20 protein-coding genes are annotated in these 21,199 nt (G+C 71.5%); 10 read left to right on the forward strand and 10 right to left on the reverse strand.

What is annotated here, in order from left to right; genetic code table 11:
* Window positions 1-212 precede the first annotated feature (212 nt).
* Window positions 213-950, forward strand: coding sequence for an ABC transporter ATP-binding protein (locus tag ACQPZK_RS14160; protein ID WP_433539206.1), 738 nt, complete (start codon window positions 213-215; stop codon window positions 948-950).
* Complete coding sequence (locus tag ACQPZK_RS14165) at window positions 947-3,112, forward strand: FtsX-like permease family protein (RefSeq protein ID WP_433538736.1); 2,166 nt, start codon at window positions 947-949, stop codon at window positions 3,110-3,112. Before ACQPZK_RS14160 ends, ACQPZK_RS14165 begins: the two co-directional genes overlap by 4 nt.
* Before the next feature lie 15 nt (window positions 3,113-3,127).
* Here the strand turns inward: ACQPZK_RS14165 and ACQPZK_RS14170 are convergent, their stop codons facing one another.
* Window positions 3,128-3,328: a GNAT family N-acetyltransferase gene (locus ACQPZK_RS14170; RefSeq protein ID WP_433538737.1), complete on the reverse strand. Its 201-nt coding sequence runs from the start codon at window positions 3,326-3,328 to the stop codon at window positions 3,128-3,130.
* 11 nt (window positions 3,329-3,339) lie between these two features.
* A complete protein-coding gene (locus tag ACQPZK_RS14175; RefSeq protein ID WP_433538738.1) occupies window positions 3,340-3,621 on the reverse strand; it encodes a hypothetical protein in 282 nt (93 codons plus the stop codon).
* A 66-nt stretch (window positions 3,622-3,687) separates the two neighbouring features.
* Here ACQPZK_RS14175 and ACQPZK_RS14180 point away from each other — a divergent pair, with 66 nt between their 5' ends.
* Window positions 3,688-4,164 carry an SRPBCC family protein gene (locus tag ACQPZK_RS14180; protein ID WP_433538739.1) on the forward strand — a complete coding sequence of 159 codons (477 nt, stop codon included), beginning with the start codon at window positions 3,688-3,690 and terminating at the stop codon, window positions 4,162-4,164.
* Window positions 4,165-4,251: 87 nt separating this feature from the next.
* On the opposite strand, the gene ACQPZK_RS14185 is transcribed toward ACQPZK_RS14180, so the two are convergent.
* Window positions 4,252-4,821 (reverse strand): TetR/AcrR family transcriptional regulator, encoded by a 570-nt coding sequence (locus ACQPZK_RS14185; protein WP_433538740.1) that lies wholly within the window; start codon window positions 4,819-4,821, stop codon window positions 4,252-4,254.
* An 83-nt stretch (window positions 4,822-4,904) separates the two neighbouring features.
* Between ACQPZK_RS14185 and ACQPZK_RS14190 the strand changes: the two genes are divergently transcribed.
* Together ACQPZK_RS14190 and ACQPZK_RS14195 are read left to right on the forward strand one after the other, a co-directional pair.
* Window positions 4,905-5,867, forward strand: a complete 963-nt coding sequence (locus ACQPZK_RS14190; protein WP_433538741.1) for a zinc-dependent alcohol dehydrogenase family protein — start codon at window positions 4,905-4,907, stop codon at window positions 5,865-5,867.
* 117 nt (window positions 5,868-5,984) lie between these two features.
* Window positions 5,985-6,425, forward strand: a complete 441-nt coding sequence (locus ACQPZK_RS14195) for a VOC family protein (protein ID WP_433538742.1) — start codon at window positions 5,985-5,987, stop codon at window positions 6,423-6,425.
* A 98-nt stretch (window positions 6,426-6,523) separates the two neighbouring features.
* Here ACQPZK_RS14195 and ACQPZK_RS14200 read toward each other — a convergent pair whose 3' ends face one another.
* Window positions 6,524-9,871, reverse strand: coding sequence for a GH92 family glycosyl hydrolase (locus tag ACQPZK_RS14200; protein WP_433538743.1), 3,348 nt, complete (start codon window positions 9,869-9,871; stop codon window positions 6,524-6,526).
* A gap of 233 nt (window positions 9,872-10,104) precedes the next feature.
* Here ACQPZK_RS14200 and ACQPZK_RS14205 point away from each other — a divergent pair, with 233 nt between their 5' ends.
* Window positions 10,105-10,374, forward strand: coding sequence for a GNAT family N-acetyltransferase (locus ACQPZK_RS14205; protein WP_433538744.1), 270 nt, complete (start codon window positions 10,105-10,107; stop codon window positions 10,372-10,374).
* On the opposite strand, the gene ACQPZK_RS14210 is transcribed toward ACQPZK_RS14205, so the two are convergent.
* Window positions 10,313-11,221: an NAD-dependent epimerase/dehydratase family protein gene (locus ACQPZK_RS14210; protein ID WP_433538745.1), complete on the reverse strand. Its 909-nt coding sequence runs from the start codon at window positions 11,219-11,221 to the stop codon at window positions 10,313-10,315. The two genes, ACQPZK_RS14205 and ACQPZK_RS14210, sit on opposite strands and share 62 nt — an antisense overlap.
* Before the next feature lie 104 nt (window positions 11,222-11,325).
* On the opposite strand from ACQPZK_RS14210, the gene ACQPZK_RS14215 reads away from it, so the two are divergent.
* Together ACQPZK_RS14215 and ACQPZK_RS14220 are read left to right on the forward strand one after the other, a co-directional pair.
* On the forward strand, window positions 11,326-11,754 hold the full coding sequence (locus ACQPZK_RS14215) for a VOC family protein (RefSeq protein ID WP_433538746.1): 429 nt from the start codon (window positions 11,326-11,328) through the stop codon (window positions 11,752-11,754).
* Window positions 11,755-11,823: 69 nt separating this feature from the next.
* The gene (locus tag ACQPZK_RS14220) at window positions 11,824-12,408 is read left to right on the forward strand and encodes a hypothetical protein (RefSeq protein ID WP_433538747.1); all 585 of its coding nucleotides are present in this window, start codon (window positions 11,824-11,826) and stop codon (window positions 12,406-12,408) included.
* A 256-nt stretch (window positions 12,409-12,664) separates the two neighbouring features.
* On the opposite strand, the gene ACQPZK_RS14225 is transcribed toward ACQPZK_RS14220, so the two are convergent.
* Entirely contained in the window at window positions 12,665-15,499 is a 2,835-nt protein-coding gene (locus ACQPZK_RS14225; protein ID WP_433538748.1) for a PQQ-dependent sugar dehydrogenase, read from the reverse strand.
* A gap of 86 nt (window positions 15,500-15,585) precedes the next feature.
* A complete protein-coding gene (locus ACQPZK_RS14230; RefSeq protein ID WP_433538749.1) occupies window positions 15,586-16,854 on the reverse strand; it encodes a ThuA domain-containing protein in 1,269 nt (422 codons plus the stop codon).
* 297 nt (window positions 16,855-17,151) lie between these two features.
* On the opposite strand from ACQPZK_RS14230, the gene mug reads away from it, so the two are divergent.
* A complete protein-coding gene (gene mug / locus ACQPZK_RS14235) occupies window positions 17,152-17,745 on the forward strand; it encodes a G/U mismatch-specific DNA glycosylase (RefSeq protein WP_433538750.1) in 594 nt (197 codons plus the stop codon).
* Here the strand turns inward: mug and ACQPZK_RS14240 are convergent.
* Both ACQPZK_RS14240 and ACQPZK_RS14245 read right to left on the reverse strand, forming a co-directional pair.
* Window positions 17,718-18,218 carry an SRPBCC family protein gene (locus ACQPZK_RS14240; protein ID WP_433538751.1) on the reverse strand — a complete coding sequence of 167 codons (501 nt, stop codon included), beginning with the start codon at window positions 18,216-18,218 and terminating at the stop codon, window positions 17,718-17,720. The genes mug and ACQPZK_RS14240 overlap by 28 nt on opposite strands.
* Window positions 18,215-18,523, reverse strand: coding sequence for an ArsR/SmtB family transcription factor (locus ACQPZK_RS14245; protein WP_433539207.1), 309 nt, complete (start codon window positions 18,521-18,523; stop codon window positions 18,215-18,217). Before ACQPZK_RS14245 ends, ACQPZK_RS14240 begins: the two co-directional genes overlap by 4 nt.
* Window positions 18,524-18,668: 145 nt before the next feature.
* On the opposite strand from ACQPZK_RS14245, the gene ACQPZK_RS14250 reads away from it, so the two are divergent.
* The gene (locus ACQPZK_RS14250) at window positions 18,669-19,769 is read left to right on the forward strand and encodes a calcium:proton antiporter (protein ID WP_433538752.1); all 1,101 of its coding nucleotides are present in this window, start codon (window positions 18,669-18,671) and stop codon (window positions 19,767-19,769) included.
* A gap of 177 nt (window positions 19,770-19,946) precedes the next feature.
* Here ACQPZK_RS14250 and ACQPZK_RS14255 read toward each other — a convergent pair whose 3' ends face one another.
* Window positions 19,947-21,197, reverse strand: coding sequence for an RNA polymerase sigma factor (locus ACQPZK_RS14255; protein ID WP_433538753.1), 1,251 nt, complete (start codon window positions 21,195-21,197; stop codon window positions 19,947-19,949).
* Window positions 21,198-21,199 lie beyond the last annotated feature (2 nt).

Consider the following 21,199-nt stretch of genomic DNA (forward strand, 5'->3'; position numbering starts at 1 on the left):
GGTCGACAACCGACAGCGCCGGAAGCTGTCGTCTACTACGCCGAGCACGACGTCTACCAACCTGAGTGACGATCACGGCCCGCTGACCAGCTCGAGGTACAGCAGGCTGTACCCGAAGATGCCCGCAGGCTTCATCGATCATGGCCGGCGGGCGACCTAGCGTCTTGGGTGTCAGCGAAAAGCGCACACCGAGAGGCCTAGTGATGATCGACATGGTCGCGGTCCGGGTCGAAGGAGTCAGCCGGACCTACGCCACGGACGGGGAGCCGGTCGTGGCGCTCGCCGGCGTTGACGCGAGCTTCGCCCGCGGCACGTTCACGGCGGTCATGGGCCCGTCCGGCTCGGGCAAGAGCACGCTGCTACAGATCGCCGCCGGCCTCGACCGGCCGACGTCGGGTCACGTCTGGATCGGCGACACCGAGCTGTCCACGCTCTCCGAGACCAGGCTGACCGAACTGCGGCGGGACCGCATCGGCTTCGTCTTCCAGGCCTTCAACCTGGTCGGCGCGCTCACCGTCGACGAGAACATCGAGTTGCCCTCGAAGCTGTCGGGCAAGCGGCCCGACCCGCGATGGCTGGCCGAGGTGATCGAGCGCGTCGGGTTGGCCGACCGCCGGTCGCGCCGGCCGTCCCAGCTCTCCGGCGGCCAGCAGCAGCGGGTCGCGATCGCCCGGGCACTGTCGGTCCGACCCGACGTGATCTTCGCCGACGAGCCGACCGGCGCGCTCGACACCGAGTCCGCCGCCGACGTTCTGGCCCTGCTGCGCTCGGCGGTCGACGACTTCCACCAGACGGTGGTGATGGTGACCCATGACCCGGTCGCCGCCGCCTACGCCGACCGCGTGCTCGTGCTGGCCGACGGTCGCGTCGTCCGTGACATGCCGCCCCTCGGCGCCGAGAAGATCGCCGAGGTGCTGGCCACCATGCGCATGACGGGAGCCGTCCGATGACCGGTCTCGCGTTGCGTCTGCTCCGGCAGCGCCCCGCCTCCGCCGTCGCCACCCTGGTGGCCCTGGCCGGTGGCGTCATGATCCTGCTGACCCTGGCGGTCTTCGTGCAGTCCGCCCGGGTGTTCCGGCCCGCACCCGAGCAGTTCGCGGCGGCCGACGTGGTGGTCGCCCATCGGGAACTGACCGTGACCACCAAGGAGTTCGGCGACACGACCACCACACGGGTGCCGCTGCCCGAAGGCACCGTCCCGGTCGGGCTGGCCGATGAGATCCGCGCGCTCCCCGGCGTCACCGAGGTCCGGTTGGTCGGAGCCGAGGGCGGCGTCGCGTCGGCTGTCGAGGTTCAGGCTTCCCGCGACGCGTACGGGGCGATCGACCGGATCGCCCGGCAGGCCGGCGTCGAGTCGTACACCGGGATGGACCGCGGCTGGGCCGAGCAGTCCGACTCCATCGAGGCTCGCTCGTTCCTGCTCGCGGCCGGCTCGGCGTTCGGCGGCTACGTGGTCCTGCTGATCGTCCTCGTGGTGGCCGGCACGATCGGCCTGTCCGTGCGGCATCGTCGCCGAGACCTGGCCCTGCTGCGGGCGGTAGCCGCCACCCCACGCCAGGCCCGCCTGCTGGTGGTGGCCGAGGGGGTCGTCGTCGCTCTGGCGTCCGCCGTGCTCGGTGTGCCCGCCGGCCTCTGGTCCACCCACTGGGTGCACCACCAACTGGTCACCCGGGGCTTCCTGCCCGCTGACTTTCCGATCGTCGGCGCTGGGCTCGCCGCGTCGGCCGCCGTCGCGGTGACCGTCCTGGTGGCGGCCTGCGGGGCCTGGATGGCGTCGCGACGCATCGCCCGCATCCGCCCGGCCGAGGCGCTCGGCGAGGCCGCAGTCGAACCGGCTCGGAGCTCCCGGGTCCGGCTCGTCTCCGGTCTGGTCACGATGGCCGCCGGCGTGGTCTCACTGTTCTTCGCAGCCGGGCTGTCCGGCACGGCCGCGCTGGCCACAGCGGTCGGCATGCTCTACCTTCTCGTGCTCGCGGTCGCGCTGCTCGCGCCCTGGATCAACGGGTTCGCCGCCCGGCTCATGTCGCCGCTGTTGCGATCGGTGTGGCGGGCGCCCGGCGAACTGGCGGCGGCCAACCTGCGGGTCAACGCACGCGGGATGTCGGTCGTCCTGAGCGCGCTCGTGCTGGCGATCGGCTTCGGCGGTTCGATCTGGTTTCTTCAGGACAACCTGCAGCGGCAGACCGTCACGCAGAGCCGCGACGGCATGCTGGCCGACCGGGTGCTGACCGCGCCGCAGGGCATCTCGTCGACGGCGGTGGCCGAGGTCCGCCGGATTCCCGGGGTCGAGGCGGCGACCGGCGTTCGCAACACGTCGGTGGTGCTCCGGTTCCTCGACGGTGCTGAGCCGGTTGTCGCCCGGGCGGTCGACCCGAGCGGGCTCACGTCGACGATCGACGTGAAGGTGCGCGAGGGCAGCCTGACCGAGTTGACCGACGGGACGATCGCCGCCTCGGCCCTGCAGGCCTCGTCCTCCGGTTGGAAGGTCGGCGAGACGGCCGAGATCTGGCTGGCCGACGGCACACCGGTCCACCCCCGCCTCGTGGCGACCTACGACCGCGGGCTCGGCTTTGGCGACGTGCTGCTACCGCAGGAACGCGGTGTCTACGACGAGATGCTCGTGCGTACCACCGGGGACGTCGACCAACGGCTGGCCGCGTTCGGGAAGGTGACCGACACCGGCGCCCTGACCGGGCAGTTGAACCGTGACCTGGCCCTCTCAGCCTGGCTCAACAAGCTGCTCATCACCGTGCTGGTGGGTTACTCGGCCCTGGCGGCCGGCAACGCCATGATCATGGCCGCGTTGGCCCGCGGCCGGGAACTCGCGGTGCTGCGCCTCGCCGGGTTGACCCGGACGCAGGTGCGGCGGATGGTCGACGCCGAACAGGTGGGCCTGATCGGCACGGCGCTGACGCTCGGGGTGGCGATCGCGGGGATGACTCTCGTCGCGGTCGTCCATGCGCTCACCGGCACGCTGATCCCGTACGTCCCACCGCTGGGCTGGGCCGCGGTGCTGGGTGGCGCGACGGCGCTGGTCCTGGTCACCACCACGCTGCCGATTCGGCGGCTGCTACGGACTTCACCGGTCCGCGCGGCAGGTACCAGGGAATAACGCGGAGTGGGTGGGCTAATTGGCGAGATGGGCGACCATCGTGTCGGCGTCGTCGAACGACTCGACAGTGGTGAAGCCCTCGCCGGCGTACAGCTTGGCGGCGAAGTTGGCCCGCTCCACGCTCAACGACACCGCGCGTAGGCCGCGCTCCCGTGCGACCGACAGGACCGCGCGCAGGAGCGCCCGGCCCACACCGCGATTGCGCCAGGAATCCACCACGCCGAGGGTCAGCTCGGGTACGTCGTCACTGACGTACCGTAGCCCGGATCGGCGGCGGTCAGGTGCCGGCACCAGGCCGCGCCGATCGGCCGCTCAGCCGGGTCCACCGCGACGACCCCGAAGTCACCTGTTCGCATCCAGCCGGCGACGTAGTGGGCCAGCTCGGGCTTCGCCAGGATCTCGGCGCGGGACCAGTCGCGCTCGGGCAACCAGTTGACGGCCTGCACGAGCATGCCGACCAGGAAATCATCGTCAGCCGAGGTGGCGGTACGAATGCTGAACGTCGTCACCGCCGCAGCTTTCCACAGGCGGATCGGGGCAGCGCACCGCCGATGCCGAGGTCTACCGTTACCGACATGATCGTGCGTACGCGCTGGATGATGCCCCACCCGCCGGAGGTGTTGTGGCCGGCGCTGTGCGACTCACGCCTGGAGTTGCAGCCCCGGTGTCCGGTCTTCTATCTGGGTACGCCCCGGCCGACGACGTGCCGCCTGCCCGAGGGCCCGGGTGAGGTGGGCGCGGCCCGGCAGTGCGTGTCCGAGCAGGGCGTGGTGCGGCAACGCATCACGACGTGGGAGCCGCCGACCCGGTTGGCGTTCCACATGGAGTCGACGGACCTCGGCTTTCACCGCTTCGTCGATCAGCTCGGGGACGTGTTCGAGTTGACCGCCACGCCGCGCGGCACTCGGGTGACCCGGACGACGACGGTGACGGTACGCGGGTTCGGCCGTGGGGCCCTGTATCCCGCGCTGTGGGTCGGGTTGAAGTCGGTGCACCGCTTCGTGTTCCGCAACTGGCAGAAGATGCGGTTGTCGCCGGCGGCGACGGTCTGAGCCACCGGGCCGCCGCGGCCAACCTGGCCGACGTACGGGTCAGCGCGCGAGCGCGACCGGGCCGCTCCTGGTCGAGAACGACGCGCTTCAGGCGCGGAACGCGCTGATGGCGAGCGCGGCGAATCGGCGGGACGCGGCGACCCGGGCGTCCGTGGAGGTGGCGTGCAGGCCACCGTTGGCCATCAGGATGAGGATGAGGTCGTCCAGGACGAAATCGGGTCGCAGGCGGCCGGTGTCCTTGGCCCGCAGCGTGAGGTCGGCGAGTGAGGCGAGGGCCGCTCGGCGTTTCGCGGCGAGATCCACGGCATGCGGGAACGCGGCGGTGAACGCCGTGGTGTAGCCGCGGTCGCGGGCGTGCAGCTCGCAGAGCTTCTCGATCACCAGGCACAGCCCACGCCACGGATCGGGGTCGGCGAGCCCTTCGTCGATGATGACCCGGCAGGCGTCCATCTGCTCGGCGAACGCCTCGGTGGCCAACGCCTCCTTGGTGGGGAAGCGTCGGTAGAGGGTGGCGGGGCCCACCCCGGCCCGGCGGGCGATCTCGCGCATCGGCACGTCCATGCCGTCGGTGGCGAACATCGCCCGGGCGGCCTCGAGAATCCGCTGCCGGTTGTCCCGCGCGTCCGACCGCAGGTTTCGAGTCAACTGCTCGGTCACGCTCTCATTTTAGCTAAACGGACGCCAGCGTCCACTACCGTTCACGCTCACCACAGGGCGGTCCGGCTCGAGAAGAGGCACACGTGAAGGCGATCATGATCAGGGAGTTCGGTGACCCTCGGGGCTTGGCGGTGACCGACATCCCCGACCCGGTCCCGGCTGCGGGGCAGGTGATGATCACCGTCGAGGCGGTCGGTGTGGCGGGCGTCGATGTCATGATCCGAAGCGGTGCCCTCGCCGCGTACGGCTTCCAGGAGGGTCACATTCCCGGCGGGGAGGTGGCGGGGACGGTGGCCGCCGTGGGCGAGGGCGTCGACGGGGCGTGGATCGGACAGCGCGTGTGGGCGTTCACCGGCACCGGCGGTGGGTACGCCGAGCACGCGGTCGCCCCGATCGCGGAGGTGCTGCCCGTCCCCGCGGGCCTCTCCGTCGTCGATGCCGTGACGCTCGGCAGCTCCGGGGTCGTGGCCCACTTCGGTCTCGCCCACGCGCACTTCCGGCAAGGGGAGACCGTCCTGGTACGCGGGGCGGCCGGCAGCATCGGGATCATGACGGTGCAACTCGCGACCCGCCAGGGCGCCGGCGCTGTCGCGGTCACCACCTCGTCCCCGGAGCGTGGTCGTCGACTGCGTGACCTTGGCGCAACCCACGTGCTCGACCGCTCCGGAGCGGGAGGGCCGGGCGCTCCCGGTGGGTACGACGTGATCATCGACGTTGTCGCGGGCGACAGCATGCCCTCGTTCTTCGACAGGCTCAATCCCAACGGTCGCCTCGTGCTCGTCGGCGCGGTCGGGGGTCAGCCGCCGGCGGACTTCGGCGCGACGTTGATGGCCGCATTCCAGAAGTCGATGTCGTTCGCCACGTTCAGCGCCGCGACAGTGCCGGAACCCGCTCGCCAGGCCGTGCGGCGCGAGCAGTTCGCCGCGGTGACCCGTGGCGAACTGGTCCCGGTGGTGCACGAGGTGCTGCCTCTGGAGCAGGTGGTGGCCGCCCACCAGAAGATGGACGCCGGCCAGGTCTTCGGGCGGATCGTCCTCACCCCTTAGCCCTCGCGCCGGGGCCGGGCGGCAGGCGATCTGCTCCGGGTGTCGAGAACGGCCGGGCAGCTCCGTCCCAGGGGAGAATGCGGCGACCGGGACCGCACCAGAGCAGGAGGCACCAGGATGGCGATCCGGCGGATGGACAACGTCCTCATCGTGGTCGAGGACCTCGACGCGGTCATCGCGTTCTTCGTCGAGCTCGGCATGGAGGTGGAGGGACGGGGGCCGGTCGAGGGGCGCTGGGTGGAGCGTGTCATCGGCGTCGACGACGTGCGGCAGGAGGTCGCGATGCTGCGGACCCCGGACGGTCACGGCAAGGTCGAGCTGGCGATGTTCCACGCGCCGAAGGCCGTTCGTCACGAGCCGGAGGACGCGCCGGCGAACACCCTCGGCATTCGCCGGATCATGTTCGCCGTCGACGACGTCGAGGACACGGTCGCCCGGCTGCGTCGCCACGGGGCGGAACTGGTCGGGGAGGTGCAGCGGTTCGAGGACATCTTCCTGCTCTGCTACGTGCGCGGCCCCGAGGGCATCATCGTCGGGCTGGCCGAGGAGCTGCGCTGAGCGGGTCGCGCGACTGCCGGTTGCGCGGATCTCGACGCCGGCGCGTACCTCTGAGGGCCTGCTCCGCCGCGTGGCGGAGCAGGCCCTCAGACCGTGCGTCAGGCCGTCGCCACTCCGAAGAGGTGGATGACGCCGCCCTCGGCGGTGGTGGGCAGCGTCAGGCTCGCGAGCCGCTTGCCCGGCTGGAGGTCGATCGGGGCCGTCGCGAAGACGTACGTCGCCACCGCCTCGATGCCCGTGCCCATCTTGTCGCGGTACGTGGTGTGCACCGCCGTGGCGTTGCCGAACGACGGCTGGTCCGATCCGCCGCCCAGCGTCCAGTCGCTGAAGCCGATCGTCGCCTGCTGCGTCGTGCCGTCGGTGTACGTCAGCGTCACCGTGCCGGTGGTGGGACCGAACGCGGCGCTGCCCAGCAGGCTCAGCTTCGTGTCGGCGTCGGTCGACTGGACGCTGAGCACCTGACCGCCGCCGCCGACCAGGATGTTGTCGGGGTCGCCCGGGGCCACGTTCGGCCAGGTGAAGTCGAATCCGTTGACCGACACGGTGGATCCCGGCCGTACTCCGGCGGCCTCGAGCGCCTTGGCGGAGTAGCTCCAGCCTCCGGTGTCGAAGTTGGCCTGCGGGTTGGTGTCGTCGGCCGAGATGCCGTTGTTGTTGAGGTTCCACAGCACGCTGTCCCGCACGGCGACCGTCACGGGGATCGTGACGGTGGGCAACGCCGTGCCCGAGGTGGTGGCGGCGGTCACCGTCACGGCGTAGGCGCCGGGCTTGAGGTCGGCCGGCGCGGACACGGTGAGCTCCCTGCTGCCCAGGCCGTCGCCGGTCAGCGTGAACTCACCCTGCGCGGGCGTGACGGTCAGGCCGGCGGGGGCGCTGACCTTCCAGCGCGCGGTGGTGGGGGCCTCGGTCAATGCCTGGATCCGGTACGTCGTCGTCCCAGTGCCGCCCGGCTCCACCTTCAGCGTCTGAGGGCTCGCCCCGGTCAGGTACGGCCGCCGGCCGTCGCCGTACGAGGGCGGGGCGTCGGCGGGGGAGCTGCCCCACGTCGTGTTCGGCGTGTCGGCGAGCACGACGTCGACCGTGCCGCCCTTGGTGACGAGGGTGTCCGGGACCCAGCTCCGGGTCGACGTCCTGCCGTTGACCTTGACCGACTGGATGTACTTCTTCTGGGCCGAGGCGTCCGGGGCGTTGACCGTGATCCTGCGACCGCGACCGGCGTCGATCACCGCGCGCTCAAAGAGCGGCGCGGTGAGCACCAGGTCGGCCCGGCTCGGGTTCTGCGGGTACATGCCGAGCGCGGAGAAGACGTACCACGACGACATGGTTCCGGCGTCGTCGTTGCCCGGGATGCCGCCGGGGGTGTTGCCCCAGAGCTGGTCCATCACCGCGCGGACCGTCTCCTGGGTCTTGTAGGGGGCGCCGAGGTAGTTGTAGAGGTACGGCGCGTTCATGTCCGGTTCGTTGGTGGGGTCGTACCGGGTGAGGTCGCGGGCCGAGAAGTCGAAGGCGCCGGCCGGGGTACGGAAGAAGGCGTCGAGGCGCTGCTCGGCCGCCTTGTTTCCGCCCATGGCGCGGGCCAGTCCGGCGATGTCGGAGTAGACCATCCAGGTGTAGCGGGCACTGCTGCCCTCGACGAACCCGTTCTCGGTCGCGGGGTGGAAGGCGCGCTCCGCCCAGGTGCCGTCGGCCTTGCGGGAGCGGGGGTAGCCGCCCTGCGCGGTGGCGGTCAGGTCGAAGACGTTGCTCCAGGTGCCCGACCGCTTGCGGAAGGCCCGCTCGTTCGCGTGGTCGCCGACCTGCCCGGCGAGCTCGGCCAGCGCGAAGTCGGCGACCGCGTCCTCCATCGTCTCGGCCGCGCCGCCCCAGCAGGAGCAGCCGTCGGCGGGGACGTAGCCCAGCTCCAGGTACTTGTCGAGGGCGGGACGCTGACCGACGCACGCCACATTGCAGCCGGCGCTGTCGGAGTCGTTGGCGTTCGGCACCGTCGCCGCGGTGATCAGCGAGCGGGTAGCGCCCTTGACGTCGAAGTCCCGTCCCCCGAAGGCGTGGATGCCGGCGACTGCCGGGGCCGACGGGTCGCCGGACATGACGCTGGTCTTGCCGTGCTGGAGCAGCCAGCGGTCCCACTCACCGCCCCGCTGGGTGGCGTAGTTGAACAACGACTGCGCATAGTCGCTGCCCGCCTTCGGGTTGACCAGCGTCATCAGCTGCACCTGGGCGCGGTACTGGTCCCAGCCGGAGAAGGTGCCGTACTGGGCGTCCTGGCCCTTGGCGAGCCGGTGCGGCGTGCCGTCGGCGCCGAGGTAGCGGCCGTCGACGTCACTGGTCAGGGTGGGTTCGAGCATGGAGTGGTACAGGGCCGTGTAGAAGGTGCTCAGCTGGTCGTCGGTGCCGCCGCCGACCTTGATCTTGCCCAGCTCGCGCTGCCAGGCCGCCGTGGCCTCCGAGCGGACCGCGTCGAAGCTCTTCTTCTGCGGGTTCTCCGCCCGCAGGTTGGCCTCGGCGTTCTCCAGGCTGACGTAGGAGATGGCGACCTTCACGCCGACGGTCGTGGTGCCCCCGGCGAAGGTGACGTACGCGCCGGACCCCTTGCCCGGCGCGGGGCTGCCCGCGTCGAGGCCGGTGCCGCCGGACGCCGTCGTGGCGTCCGGCGTGAGGGTGCCGTCCTGCCACGTGCCGACCTTGGCGAAGGGCTGGTCGAAGTGGGCGGTGAAGTGCAGCGTGTACAGGGACCTGCGGTTGTTCTCGCTCTGCGGACCGCAGAAGTTGCCCGCGGTGACCGAGCCGGTGACGGTCCGGGCCGCGGAGTCCACCCGTACGGTGGCGTCGGTGCTGCCGGTCTCCGAGTTGGAGGTACGGAACAGCATGCTGGCGGGTTGGCTGGCCGGGAAGCCGAACCGGCCCGATCCGGTGCGGGCGGTGGTGGTCAGCTCCGCCGACGCGCCGCTGTCGAGGCCCACCCGGTAGTACCCGGCCCGTGCGGTCTCGTTCTGGTGGGAGAAGCTGCTCGCGTACGTCGCGTCGGTGGTGTCGACGGACGGCGAGGAGTTGACGTCCCCCACGAACGGCATGATCGGAATGTCGCCCGCGCCACCGTTGCAGCCGACCCCGTTGAGGTGGGTGAGGCTGAAGCCGCGGATCCGGGACGCGCCGTACTCGTAGCCGCCGGGCGCGGGGGTGGAGGTCTGCCTGCCGGTGCTGGTCTGCGGGCTCCAGGCCAGCATGCCGAAGGGGCGGACCGCTCCGGGGTAGGTGTTGCCGAGGTTCGTGGACCCGATCAGCGGGTTGACGTACGCGGCGGGATCGGTGACCAGGCGCGGGGGCGGAGCGGCCGCGGCGGGTGTGCCCGCGGTGACCGCCGCCAGCGCCGCCACCGCCACGGTGGTGGCGGCGGCGAGGGTTCGGCGCTTGGCGGTGTACGCCAGGCGCGCCCTTGTGTCTGACACAGTGTTAGCCCTTCGGTTGGCACCGTCTGCATGAAGCTCGGCGGGGCGACCCGTCATGCTTCCTCCCGCTATGGCGGAGCCGCACACGGCACTGACAACGTTGTCTAATCCACGAAGGATGGTTCCCCTCGGTCGGAGGACTGTCAAGATCCCCCATTCAGGGGCGCAGGGTGGCAGCCGAACCCCGACCTACAGCAGGTGGCGACGGCCCGGGGTCGGCGTCGCCGTATGCCGTGATCGAGAACGTCGTCGTCGAGGAATCGCGGCGAGGTACCGGTCTGGGTCGGCAGATCATGGCCGGCACGCTCCAGGCCGCCTGGGACGCGGGCTGCTACAAGGCGATGCTGATGACGGGTCGCGGAACCCGGCGACGCACGCCTTCTACCGGGCCTGCGGGTTCCTGGCCGACGTCAAGACGGCGTACCTCGCGCGTCCGCCCGGCTAGGCGGGGAAGGTCTCGCGTAGCGCGGCGTCCAGCGCACGGCCGGTCGTCGGCTCGATGAACAGGTCGGCGAGCAGGAGGTCGGCGAGGAAGGTGGGGTTGATCCCGGACTCCTTGCGACCGAGCGCCTGCGCCGCGCCGCCCAGTCGCAGCGCCGTCCGCGCCGCGCCGGCCGGCAGCCGGCCGACCCGGCGGGGTCGGCCGACCGCCCCGGCGATGCGCGCGAGCATGTCGTGCCAGGTGAGGTTCTCGTCGGCGACCGGGATGTCCGCGCCGCTGGCGGCCTGGAGAGCGTCGGCCGCGACCTCGGCCACGCTGCGCGCCGAGGCCGCGGCGCTCCCGCCGGTGGGGGCGACCAGAGGGGTACGAGAGCGCGCCCACCGGTCCAGCGGACCGGCCCAGTTCGGCAGCCGGTCACCGGCCCGCCCGAAGACGAAGGGCAGTTCGAGTACGGCGACCGGGAGGCCCGGGCCGGCGGCGGCGCGCCCTTCGAGGGCCTGCTCCAGTCGGCAGCGGATGTACGTGTGCCGCTCCCCGAGCCTCCACTGCGGATGCCGCCGGTCGAAGTACGTGTAGTACGAGCCCATGACCACCCCACGGGTGAGACCCTCGTCGCGGGCGGCGCTGAACAGGCGTACCACCGGGTCGACGTTCTCGCGCCGGAACTGCGGGTAGATCGGCTTCGGCAACGGGCGCTGCTCGTCGGTCCGGGTGGCGTACACGACGCCGTCGTGCCCGGCGAGCACCGACCGCAGCTCGTCGATCGAGGCGGACCCCACATCGAGCAGGTGGTCGACGCCCGGCTGGGCGGTACGCGCCACCGAGGTCGTGGCGTGGCCGCGCTCGCGCAGCACCTCCACGACGTGCGTGCCGATCAGGCCACTGCCACCCACCACGAGAATCCGCACGCTGAATCGTCCACTGTCCAGCGGGGTGCGTGTCAAGTACGGTGCCGCTGCGGATGCGACGGCAGCGTGGCACGGCCAGAATGGCGTCCGGAGGTGATCGAGAGATGGTTGACCAGGAGAGCGTTCCCCGTCTGACGTCCGTGGTGCTCGACGGAACCGACGTGCGGACGTTGGCGGAGTTCTACCGCCAGCTCATGGGTTTCGTCTACCGGCCCGGCGACGAGCCACCCGCGGACGGTCGGCCCGACGAGCGCGGTCGGGACTGGTTGGTGCTGAGGCCCCCTTCCGGTGGCCCGCAGATCGCGTTCCAGCAGGTCGACAACCTGCCCGAGACGACGTGGCCGAAGAACGACGTGCCACAACAGCTCCACCTGGACCTGACCGTGGACTCCGTCGACGAGCTGCTGATCCAGCACGAGCGGGTGCTCCGCCTCGGCGGCCGGCTGCGCTACGACCGGATCGAGGACCCGGACGAGCCGCTGCGCGTGTACGCCGACCCGGCCGGCCACCCGTTCTGCATCATGGTGGGATAGAGGCGTCCGTATCCGTGCGTGACCGACGCGCGACCGTGGCGGGCGCGATCGTCGAGAACGGGGTCGAGGATGCCGGAACCGCGCGCCTTCTGGCTGGACGAGCAGTTCGACCGTGAGCACGGCGCCGACGGCCGCGGCCGGTACGAGGCCGAGGTGCTCCGCCGGATCGGTGACTTCGCCGAGACCTGGGGAGACTTCGCGCCGGTCGCGTTCGCCGCGGCAGCCTGGCGGGTGGCCAGCGAGCTGTCGCCCGGCTTCGTCCGGTGGCACCGGCGGATCATCTCGGCGACCTGCGAACGCAGCCCGTGGGACGGCGGCATGGTGTGCGCGGTCACGGTGGCCTCCCGCTGGCCCGCCGAGCTGACCTGGAGCAAGCAGTGGCAACGCGACCGCGGGTGGCAGGACTGGCCCCAGCTGTTCGGCCAGTTCACCACGCCTGCCGAGCAGGACCGGACGCGCCGCCCGTATCTGCGGGCGCTGCTCCAGGTGGAGGCGCCGCTGCCGCTCGACGGCCTGCCACCGACACCCGACGGTCCGGACGACGACGTCCCCGCCGCGGCGCGTCGGGCGGTCGTGGTGCTGGCCCGGGAACTCAACGACCTGCTGGCGCCGGTGATCGGGCAACTCGACAGCGGGGTCCCCGCCGATTCCTGACGGCGGGGACACCTAGGCCGTGTGTCGAAGTCCCTGGCCGGCCTGCGGCGGGCCCAGACGACGACCGGCCGCGTTGGAGATGCATCCGGATACAACACCGGTATCCGAACGCATCTCCGCCTTGCCGGACCGCCGCCTGGACTCCGCCTCGGCTCGACCGAGGACTTCGACACACGGCCTCGTCGACGCGGCGCGTCGGCAGTCGATGGTGCGGTGGGCCCGGCCCGGTCACCGAACGGGCCGGGCCCACCGCGTGTCAGCCGGTGGTCAGGTAGAACTTCTCCCAGGCCCCGACGGACGTGCGGTTGGCGATCAGAGATCCGGCCCCGGCGTTCTCGGCGCACACGATCTGGTTGTTGACCGTGGCACGCAGACCCACCGTCCCATCCGAGTTGGTGATGAGCTGGAAGGTCTCCCACGACCCGACCGCCGTGGCGTTGGCGACCAACGCTCCGGCGCCGGCGTTCGTGGCCGACACGTAGAGCCCGTTGGCGCGCGACCGCAGCGCGATGTTGCCGTTGCCGGCGTCCACCCGGTCGAACTGCTCAGTGCTGCCGACGCTGGCCTTGTTGGCGATCAACGCGGTGCTGCCGACCGCCGACACGTACTGGTTGTTCACCTGAGCCCGCAGGGTGGTCACCGGTGTGCTGCCGCCGGTGCCGGTGGCGAAGGTGAACGCGTCGACGTCGAACAGGTAGCCGGACCCGCCCTTGAACACCAGGTACAGCGTGGTCGACGCGCTGGGCGGGTTGCTGATCGTGCCGGACACCTCGGTGAAGGTCTCCCAGTTGCCGGTCACCGGCACCGTGACGGTGCCCAGCAGCGTGCCGGTCGCCGACCCGGCCCGCACCTCGATCGTGCCGCCGGCACCCGCCGACGACGCCCGCACGGTGATGCGGTTGGCGTTGGACAGGTTGTACGGCTGGTACGAGATCCAGTCGTTGTTCTCGATGAACCCGGCGGTGCGGCCGCCTTCGGCGTTGGTGTGGTCGGTGGCCTGGACACCCGACTGGCCGCCGAAGTGCTCACCCTGGCGGTGCTTCGGTTGCAGCGTCCTGATGCTGTGCGTGGTCAGCCCGCCGTTGTCGGTGTAGGCGGCGTCGAAGACCCCGTAGATGTTGGCCGCGGAGTCGTGCTCGCCGTCGGTCGGCACGGTGATCGAGCCGCTGCACCCGTTCTTCGAGGTGATCTGGTGGGCGTGACTGTCGTGGCCCAGCGCGTACGTCAGGCTCACCTTGGAACAGTCGATGGTGCCGTCCTGCGGGTCGCTCACGCTGATCTGGTACGAGATGGTGTCACCGAAGTTGAACAGCTGCCCGTCGGCGGGCGAGGTGAGTGTCACCGTCGGTGCCGTGTTGCCCACGGTGATGACCAGACTCGCCGTACCGGTCAGGCCGGTCGGGTCGGTGACCCTCAGCGTGGGGGAGTAGGTGCCGTTCGTGGTGTACGTCTTGGTGGGGTTCGCCGCCGTCGACGTGGTGCCGTCACCGAACGTCCACAGGTAGCTCAGCGCCCCACCCTCGGGGTCGGAGCTGCCCGCCGAGGAGAAGTTCACCGTCAACGGGTTGGCCCCGGACGTCGGGTTCGCCGAGGCGACCGCGATGGGGTTGCGGTTGCCGCCGCCGATGTACTCGATCCGGAACAGCGCCTGGTTGTTCGAGCCCGTGCCGTAGTCCAGCACGTACAGCGCGCCGTCCGGACCGAAGGCCATGTCCATGACCTGCGTGCCGGACCACGGGAAGCTGGAGATCTCGCCCCGGGAGCCGTCGGCGTTGATGGCGATGGGCTTGATCCAGCGGCGACCGTACTCACCGGCGAAGAACAGGCCGTTCAACGACTGCGGGAACTTGACGCTGGAGTTGAGCGAGGCGTCGTACCGGTACACCGGCCCGGCCATCGGCGACTCGGAGCCGCTGCCGAACTCCGACGGCGAGCCGGAGTCACCGGCGTACTTGATCCAGGCCGGCTTCGCGGCGGGCAGGGTCTGTAGGCCGGTGTTGCGGAACGAGTTGTTGGTCGGCCCGCCCGAGCAGTTGTACTTCGACTGCGACGGCCCGGACGGGAAGGTGTATTCGTTGTATGTTTCCGTGCTCGTGTTGCTGCCGGTGCAGTACGGCCAGCCGTAGTTGCCCGGCGCCGTGATCCGGTTGAACTCGACCTGACCCGACGGGCCCCGGCTGGAGTTCGTGCTCCCGGAGTCCGGTCCGTAGTCGCCGACGTAGACGACGCCGGTCGCCTTGTCCACGCTCATCCGGAAGGGGTTGCGCATACCCATCGCGTAGATCTCGGGACGGGTGTTGGCCGTGCCGGGCGCGAACAGGTTGCCCGACGGGATGGTGTACGTCCCGTCCGCCTGCGGCTTGATCCGCAGCACCTTGCCCCGCAGGTCGTTGGTGTTGCCCGCCGAGCGCTGGGCGTCGAACTGCGGGTTGCGGTCGGTCCGCTCGTCCAGCGGCGAGTAGCCGGACGACTCGAACGGGTTCGTGTCGTCGCCGGTGGTCAGGTACAGGTTGCCGGCGGCGTCGAAGTCCAGGTCGCCGCCGACGTGGCAGCACTGCCCGCGGTCGTTGGCGACCTGAAGGACGATCTTCTCGCTGCTGAGGTTGAGCGTGTCGTCGCTGTTGAGGGTGAACCGGGACAGCCGCAGGTGCCCCTTCCAGCGGTCCCAGTCGGACTGTGAGCCGCTGGTGGGGGCGTCCCCGGACGGGGTGCTCAGCGTGGGCGAGTAGTACAGGTAGATCCACCGGTTGCTGGCGAAGCCGGGGTCGACGGCGACGCCCTGCAACCCCTCCTCGTCGTGGGTGTAGACGGACAGGGTGCCGGAGACCTTGGTGTTGCCGGCCACGTCGGTCACCCGCAGCACACCGTTGCGGGCGGTGTGCAGGACCGAACGGTTGGGCAGGACGGCGAGGGACATGGCCTCGCCCAGCTCGGCGGAGCCGGTGGCGAGTTTGATCTGTTGGTAGTCACTGGCGGGAATCACCACCGCCTGCGCGGCGGGGGAGTTTGCGGCCACGGCCAGGGCCACACTCGCGACGGTGGTGACCGCCGCGACGAGTGCCCGTGACCAGCGCCGGGATTTCAAAAGCATGATCGTCCTTCCTCGACGACCAGGGTCGGGGCGTGCTGGGGCGCACCACGACCGGGTGGGGTGGCGGGGTGTGGGTCGCGGTGCGGTCAGTTGGTGGTGACGAGGTCGAACTTCTCCCACTGACCGATGGAGGTCCGGTTGGCGATCAGCGGGGAGGCGCCCGCGTTGTCGGCGGCCACGTACCGGCTGTTCACGGTGGCCCGCAGGCTGACCGTGCCGTCGGAGTTACGGATCAGCTGGAACGTCTCCCACGCGCCGGCGCTGGCCCGGTTGGCGATCAGCGCGTTGGCCCCGGCGTTCTCCGCCGCGACGAACTGCCCGTTGCTCTTGGCCTTCAGCGCGACGTTGCCGTTGGTGAGGCTGACCAGTTCGAACTGCTCGCTGGTCCCGGCGGAGGTCTTGTTGGCGATCAGCGGGGTGGAGGCGTTGGGCGCGCTGACGTACTGGTTGTTGGCGCGGGCCCGCAGGGTGGAACCGGTGGCGGCGGGCGGCGGGGTGGTCGGCGGGGCCGTCGTCGGCGGCGCGGTCGTCGGCGGGGGAGTGGTCGGCGGGGCCGTCGTGGGCGGCGGGGTGGTCGGCGTGGTCCCCGGCGAGCAGTTGGCGCTCACCGAACCAGCGGCGACCTGCAGGCCACCGAGCAGCATCCGGGTGAAGTTCGGGTCGGTGTACGACGCCTCGGTGTGCCCGAGACCCGTGTACCAGGCCCGTCCGCCGCCGTACGCCTTGCACCAGGTGATCGGGTGGTCGCCGTTCATGTTGCCGCCGCTGTAGGACGACTCGTCGAGGCTGGCGAGGACCCGCGCGCTGGACCGGGGGTTGGTGCGGTAGTTGTACCACTCGTCGGAGCGGACCCAGGTGGCGCCGAGGTGCGCGGTCGACGGGTTGCTCCGGTCCTCGATCCGCACGGTCGCGGTCTGGATCGCCGGGTGCGAGTCGAACCACGCCCCGACCAACTGCCCGTACCACGGCCAGCTGTACTCGGTGTCCGCGGCGGCGTGCACGCCGACGTACCCGCCGCCGGCGGCGATGTACTGCTCGAAGGCCGTCTGCTGGCTGGAGTTGAGCACATCGCCGGTCGTCGACATGAAGACCACCGCCTGGTACTGGGCCAGGTTGGAGGTGGTGAACTGGCTGGCGTCCTCGGTGGCGGTCACGCTGAAGCCGTTGGCAGCGCCGAGCTGCTGGATGGCCGCGATGCCGTTGGGGATGGACGAGTGCCGGAAGCCGGCGGTCTTGCTGAACACCAGGACCTTGGTCAGCGGCGCGGCCGAGGCCGTGGTCGGCAGTGCGACCAGGCCGGCCATCAACACGGCCAGGCCGGTGAAGAGTGCCAACAGGCGGGGACGGGAACGCATGGTGATGCTCCTTAGCTGAGCGTCGACCCCGGGAGGTGCGCGAGGGCACGCCCGGGACCATGGTGGCGGTGGTGCGGAAGCCGGGCCGCCGATGCTCGGCTGAGGTGCAGGGTGATGGTGCCGTGCTGCAATACACGAGCCAGCCGACGACTCCGGCCGGCCAGTGTGGACGGACGGATAGCATCGACTGGTGTCGTTGAGGCAGTAAACCTCCGATGTCTGCGCCCGTCAACCCCACCCACTCCGGCCTGCGCCGAACGTCCCACGCACCCGGGGGCGTACGGCAGGATCGGGGTGGTGGACGCGGACCTGTCACCGCCGTGGCGACCGCCGACCCGCCACGAGGTCGCGGCGGCGGCCGGTCGCGGCCTGGTGGATGTGATCGGCCCTGGCCTGCGGGTGCTGTTCTGCGGCTTCAACCCGGGGCTCTACTCGGCGGCGGTCGGAGAGCACTTCGCCCGGCGGGGCAGCCGCTTCTGGCCGGCCCTGCACGGCGCGGGCTTCACCGACCGGGAACTACGCCCGTGGGAGCGGGCCGAGCTGCTACGGCAGGGGCTGGGCCTCACCAGCCTCAGCAACCGGGCCACGGCCCGCGCCGACGAGCTGACCGCCGCCGAACTGGTCGCCGGGGTCACCGGGCTGGCGGTCAAGGTCGAGCGGCACCGGCCCCGGTGGGTGGCGGTGCTCGGGGTGACCGCGTACCGGATCGCGTTCGTCCGGCCGAAGGCCGCGCTCGGCCCGCAGCCGCAAGGCCTGGGCCCGGCCCGGGTCTGGGTGCTGCCCAACCCCAGCGGCCTGAACGCGCACTTCCCGCTGCCGGCGCTGACCGCCGAGTTCGCCCGACTGCGGCGCGAGGTCGACCCTCAGACCCCCTCGGTCAGCGCCTCGTAGTAGGAGCGCATGGCCGGGTGGTACTCGTCGAACCCCGGTCGTGGCGTGCCGTCCCGGGAGGCGATCAGCATGTCGAGGTAGTACTCCCAGCCGGCGCCCACCTCGGCGACACCGTCGAGGCTGGTGAGGTGCTGGGTGAAGCGCAGCTCGGTCACGCCGTCGGTCTCGGTCAGCGTGAACCCCAGCAGCCAGTCGCCGTGGTCGTCGACCATCGACACGGCCAGGCGGCGGGGCGCTTCGCACTCCTCGACGCGTACGTCGCACCAGGGCTGCTGCTCCTCGTAGGCCATCTGGACCCGGATGGTGTTGCCGGGCCGGGCGTCGCCGGCCCACGGGCCGAACCAGCGGGCCGTGCGCTCCGAGTCGGTCAGGCTCGCCCACACGTCCGCCGCCGGGGCGCGGAAGGTGCGGGTGAGGACGAGGTCGTGGCCGGTGGCGGTGCGGAACAGGCGGCCAGCGGGGGTACGGGTCATGCGGTGTGCTCCGTTCGGTGAGCGGCCGGGCCGCGGGTGCGGCGTTCCCGGCGGGTTCGATAGACCTCGGTCTCCAACGCGTCGAGGCGCTGCTCCCACTTCTCGGGCGCGACGAGCCCGCCGAGCCATTCGACGAGCGGAGCGAGCGGGCCGGGATCGAGCCGGTAGATCCGCGTGCGGCCGACCAGCTCGTCGCGGACCAGCCCGCTCTCGCGCAGCACCCGCAGATGGCGGCTGACCGCCGGGCGGCTGATGGCGAACCGTTTGGCGATCTCGCCCGCGGTCAGCGGCGCGTCGCGCAGCATGCTCAGGATGCGCCGCCGCACCGGGTCCGCGATCGCGGTGGCCACCTCGTCCACGCCGAAAAGCGTAACCTATGAGTTACGGGTTATGCGACGCGGATGCGTCGATGGTGGGCACATGATCACGTGACCTGGCACTCTTGACGGCATGCCAGCCCAGCTTCGATCCCGCCTGCTCGATTGGACCGTCGCCGTACCCGTGCTCGCGGTGCTGGTGTTGCTCGTGACGTGGGGGCGAGAACTTCCCGGCCCGATCGTCGTGGTGGTCGCCGCGCTGCTGGGCGGCGCGGTGCTCGCGGCCGTGCACCACGCCGAGGTCGTCGCGCACCGGGTGGGGGAGCCGTACGGGTCGTTGGTGCTCGCCGTCGCGGTCACCGTCATCGAGGTGGCCCTCATCGTCACCCTCATGATCAGCGGCCCGGAGAAGACCCAGTCACTCGCCCGCGACACGGTCTTCGCCGCCGTCATGATCACCTGCAACGGCATCCTCGGCCTGTCCCTGCTGCTCGGCGCGCTGCGCCGGCGGGTGGCCGTCTTCAACCCGGAGGGCACCGGCGGCGCCCTGGCGACCGTGATCACCCTCGCCACGCTGAGCCTCGTCATCCCGACCTTCACCACGGCCCGCCCCGGCCCGGAGTTCAGTCCGGCCCAGCTCACCTTCGCCGCCGTCGCCTCGCTCGCGCTGTACGGGCTGTTCGTGCTGGTGCAGACCGGCCGGCACCGCGACTACTTCCTCCCGGTCGACACCGAGGGCCGGGTCATCGACGCCGAGGAGCACGCCAAGCCGCCCACCACCCGCGCTGCTCTCGTCAGCCTCGCGCTGCTGCTGGTGGCGCTGGTCGCGGTGGTCGGCGACGCCAAGACCGTCTCACCGACCATCGAGGCCGGCGTGGCGGCCGCGAACCTGCCGCACGCGTTCGTCGGTGTGATCATCGCCCTGCTGGTGCTGCTGCCGGAGACCCTCGCCGCCGCCCGCGCCGCACGCCGCGACCGCGTACAGATCAGCCTCAACCTCGCCCTCGGCTCCGCGATGGCCAGCATCGGTCTGACCATTCCGGCCATCGCCATCGCCTCCATCTGGCTGGACGGTCCACTGCTGCTCGGCCTCGGCGGCACCCAGCTCGCGCTGCTGGCCCTGACCGCCGTGACGGCGGTGCTCACCGTCGTACCGGGCCGGGCCAACGTCCTGCAGGGCGGCGTCCACCTGGTGCTGCTGGCCGCGTTCGTCTTCCTGGCCGCCAGCCCCTGACGCGACCGCCCGCTCGGCCGTGCGCCGCTCGGCCCGGCGCTGCCCGCTCGGCTTCTCGGCCCTCGCGCTGCGTGCTCGGCTGCTCGGCCCTGCGCTGCGCGCTCGGGCGCTCGGCCCGGCGCTGCCAGCTCGGGCGGTGGCCGCTGGGCCGGACCGACGCGCGGCCCGGGCGCCCGCTCAGGCGGGGTTCGGGTCGTCGGCCAGGGCGTCCGCGCGGGCGTTGAGGTAGCGCTGCTGCGCCAGATTCGTCGAGCGTGCCGCCGCCATCCGGTACGCCTCACGCGCCGCGGCCCGCTCACCGGTCAGTTCCCACAGATGGGCGCGGGCGGCCGGCAGCCGCGGATCGTCGGCCAACCGGGCGTCGCCGTCCAGCTCGGCCAGCAGCGCCAGGCCGGCCGGCGCGCCCCGGCTCATCGCCACCGCCACGGCGTGGTTGAGCGCCACCACCGGGTTGTCGGACAGGCCGAGCAGAACCTCGTACAGGGCGGTGATCTGCGTCCAGTCGGTGGCCGCGGCGCTCGCCGCCTCGTCGTGCACGGCCGCGATCGCCGCCTGGAGCTGGTACGGCCCGACGGGCCCGCGCGGCAGCGCCTCGCTGACCAGCGCGACGCCCTCGGCGATCTGGTCGGCCCGCCACCGGCTCCGGTCCTGCTCGGCCATCGGCACCAACTCGCCGTGCGGGCCGATCCGCGCCGGCGCGCGGGCGTCGGTGAGCAGCATCAACGCGAGCAGTCCCGTGACCTCGGGGTCGTCGGGCAGCAGCCGGCGCACCAGCCGCGTCAGCCGGATCGCCTCGGCGGTCAGGTCGGCCCGCAGCAGTCCCGGGCCCGCCGTGCGCGCGTAGCCCTCGGTGAAGACCAGGTAGAGCACGTGCAGCACGGCGGCGACCCGATCGGCGCGCTCCGCTGTCGTCGGTGGCACGAACCGGAGGCCGCTGTCGCGGATCCGCTGCTTTCCCCGGCTGATCCGCCGGGTCATGGTCGCCTCCGGCACCAGGAACGCGCGGGCCACCTCGGCGGTGCTCAACCCGCCCACCGCCCGCAGCGTCAGCGCGATCTGCGACGCCGGGGTGAGCGCCGGATGGCAGCACAGGAACAACAGGATGAGCGTGTCGTCGGCGTCCCGGGGTCGGTCGGCGGCCGGCGCGAGCCACTGCTCCGGCAGCATCCACCGCGCCGCCGTCTCCTCCCGCCGCGCCCGCGCCTGGTCGCGCCGGAGCAGGTCGGTGAGCCGCCGGGACGCGACGGTGATCAACCACGCGCGAGGACTGTCCGGTACGCCGTCGCGCGGCCAGGTGCCCGCCGCCGCGATCAGCGCCTCCTGCACCGCGTCCTCGGCCGAGTCGAAGTGCCCGAAGCGGCGTACCAGCGCACCGAGGACCTGCGGCGCCAACTCGCGCAGCAGGTCCTCGGCGGGTGTCTCGGGCACGT

The organism is Micromonospora sp. CA-249363 (assembly GCF_050950185.1).
Taxonomy (GTDB): domain Bacteria; phylum Actinomycetota; class Actinomycetes; order Mycobacteriales; family Micromonosporaceae; genus Micromonospora.

What these genes read in the sequence shown, in the direction of transcription:
- ACQPZK_RS14160 (WP_433539206.1), top strand. Translation starts at nt 213, where the DNA reads ATGGTCGCGGTCCGGGTCGAAGGAGTCAGCCGGACCTACGCCACGGAC.
- ACQPZK_RS14165 (WP_433538736.1), top strand. Translation starts at nt 947, where the DNA reads ATGACCGGTCTCGCGTTGCGTCTGCTCCGGCAGCGCCCCGCCTCCGCC.
- ACQPZK_RS14180 (WP_433538739.1), top strand. Translation starts at nt 3,688, where the DNA reads ATGATCGTGCGTACGCGCTGGATGATGCCCCACCCGCCGGAGGTGTTG.
- ACQPZK_RS14195 (WP_433538742.1), top strand. Translation starts at nt 5,985, where the DNA reads ATGGCGATCCGGCGGATGGACAACGTCCTCATCGTGGTCGAGGACCTC.
- ACQPZK_RS14215 (WP_433538746.1), top strand. Translation starts at nt 11,326, where the DNA reads ATGGTTGACCAGGAGAGCGTTCCCCGTCTGACGTCCGTGGTGCTCGAC.
- ACQPZK_RS14220 (WP_433538747.1), top strand. Translation starts at nt 11,824, where the DNA reads ATGCCGGAACCGCGCGCCTTCTGGCTGGACGAGCAGTTCGACCGTGAG.
- ACQPZK_RS14225 (WP_433538748.1), bottom strand. Translation starts at nt 15,499, where the DNA reads ATGCTTTTGAAATCCCGGCGCTGGTCACGGGCACTCGTCGCGGCGGTC.
- ACQPZK_RS14230 (WP_433538749.1), bottom strand. Translation starts at nt 16,854, where the DNA reads ATGCGTTCCCGTCCCCGCCTGTTGGCACTCTTCACCGGCCTGGCCGTG.
- ACQPZK_RS14240 (WP_433538751.1), bottom strand. Translation starts at nt 18,218, where the DNA reads ATGACCCGTACCCCCGCTGGCCGCCTGTTCCGCACCGCCACCGGCCAC.
- ACQPZK_RS14245 (WP_433539207.1), bottom strand. Translation starts at nt 18,523, where the DNA reads ATGCTGCGCGACGCGCCGCTGACCGCGGGCGAGATCGCCAAACGGTTC.
- ACQPZK_RS14250 (WP_433538752.1), top strand. Translation starts at nt 18,669, where the DNA reads ATGCCAGCCCAGCTTCGATCCCGCCTGCTCGATTGGACCGTCGCCGTA.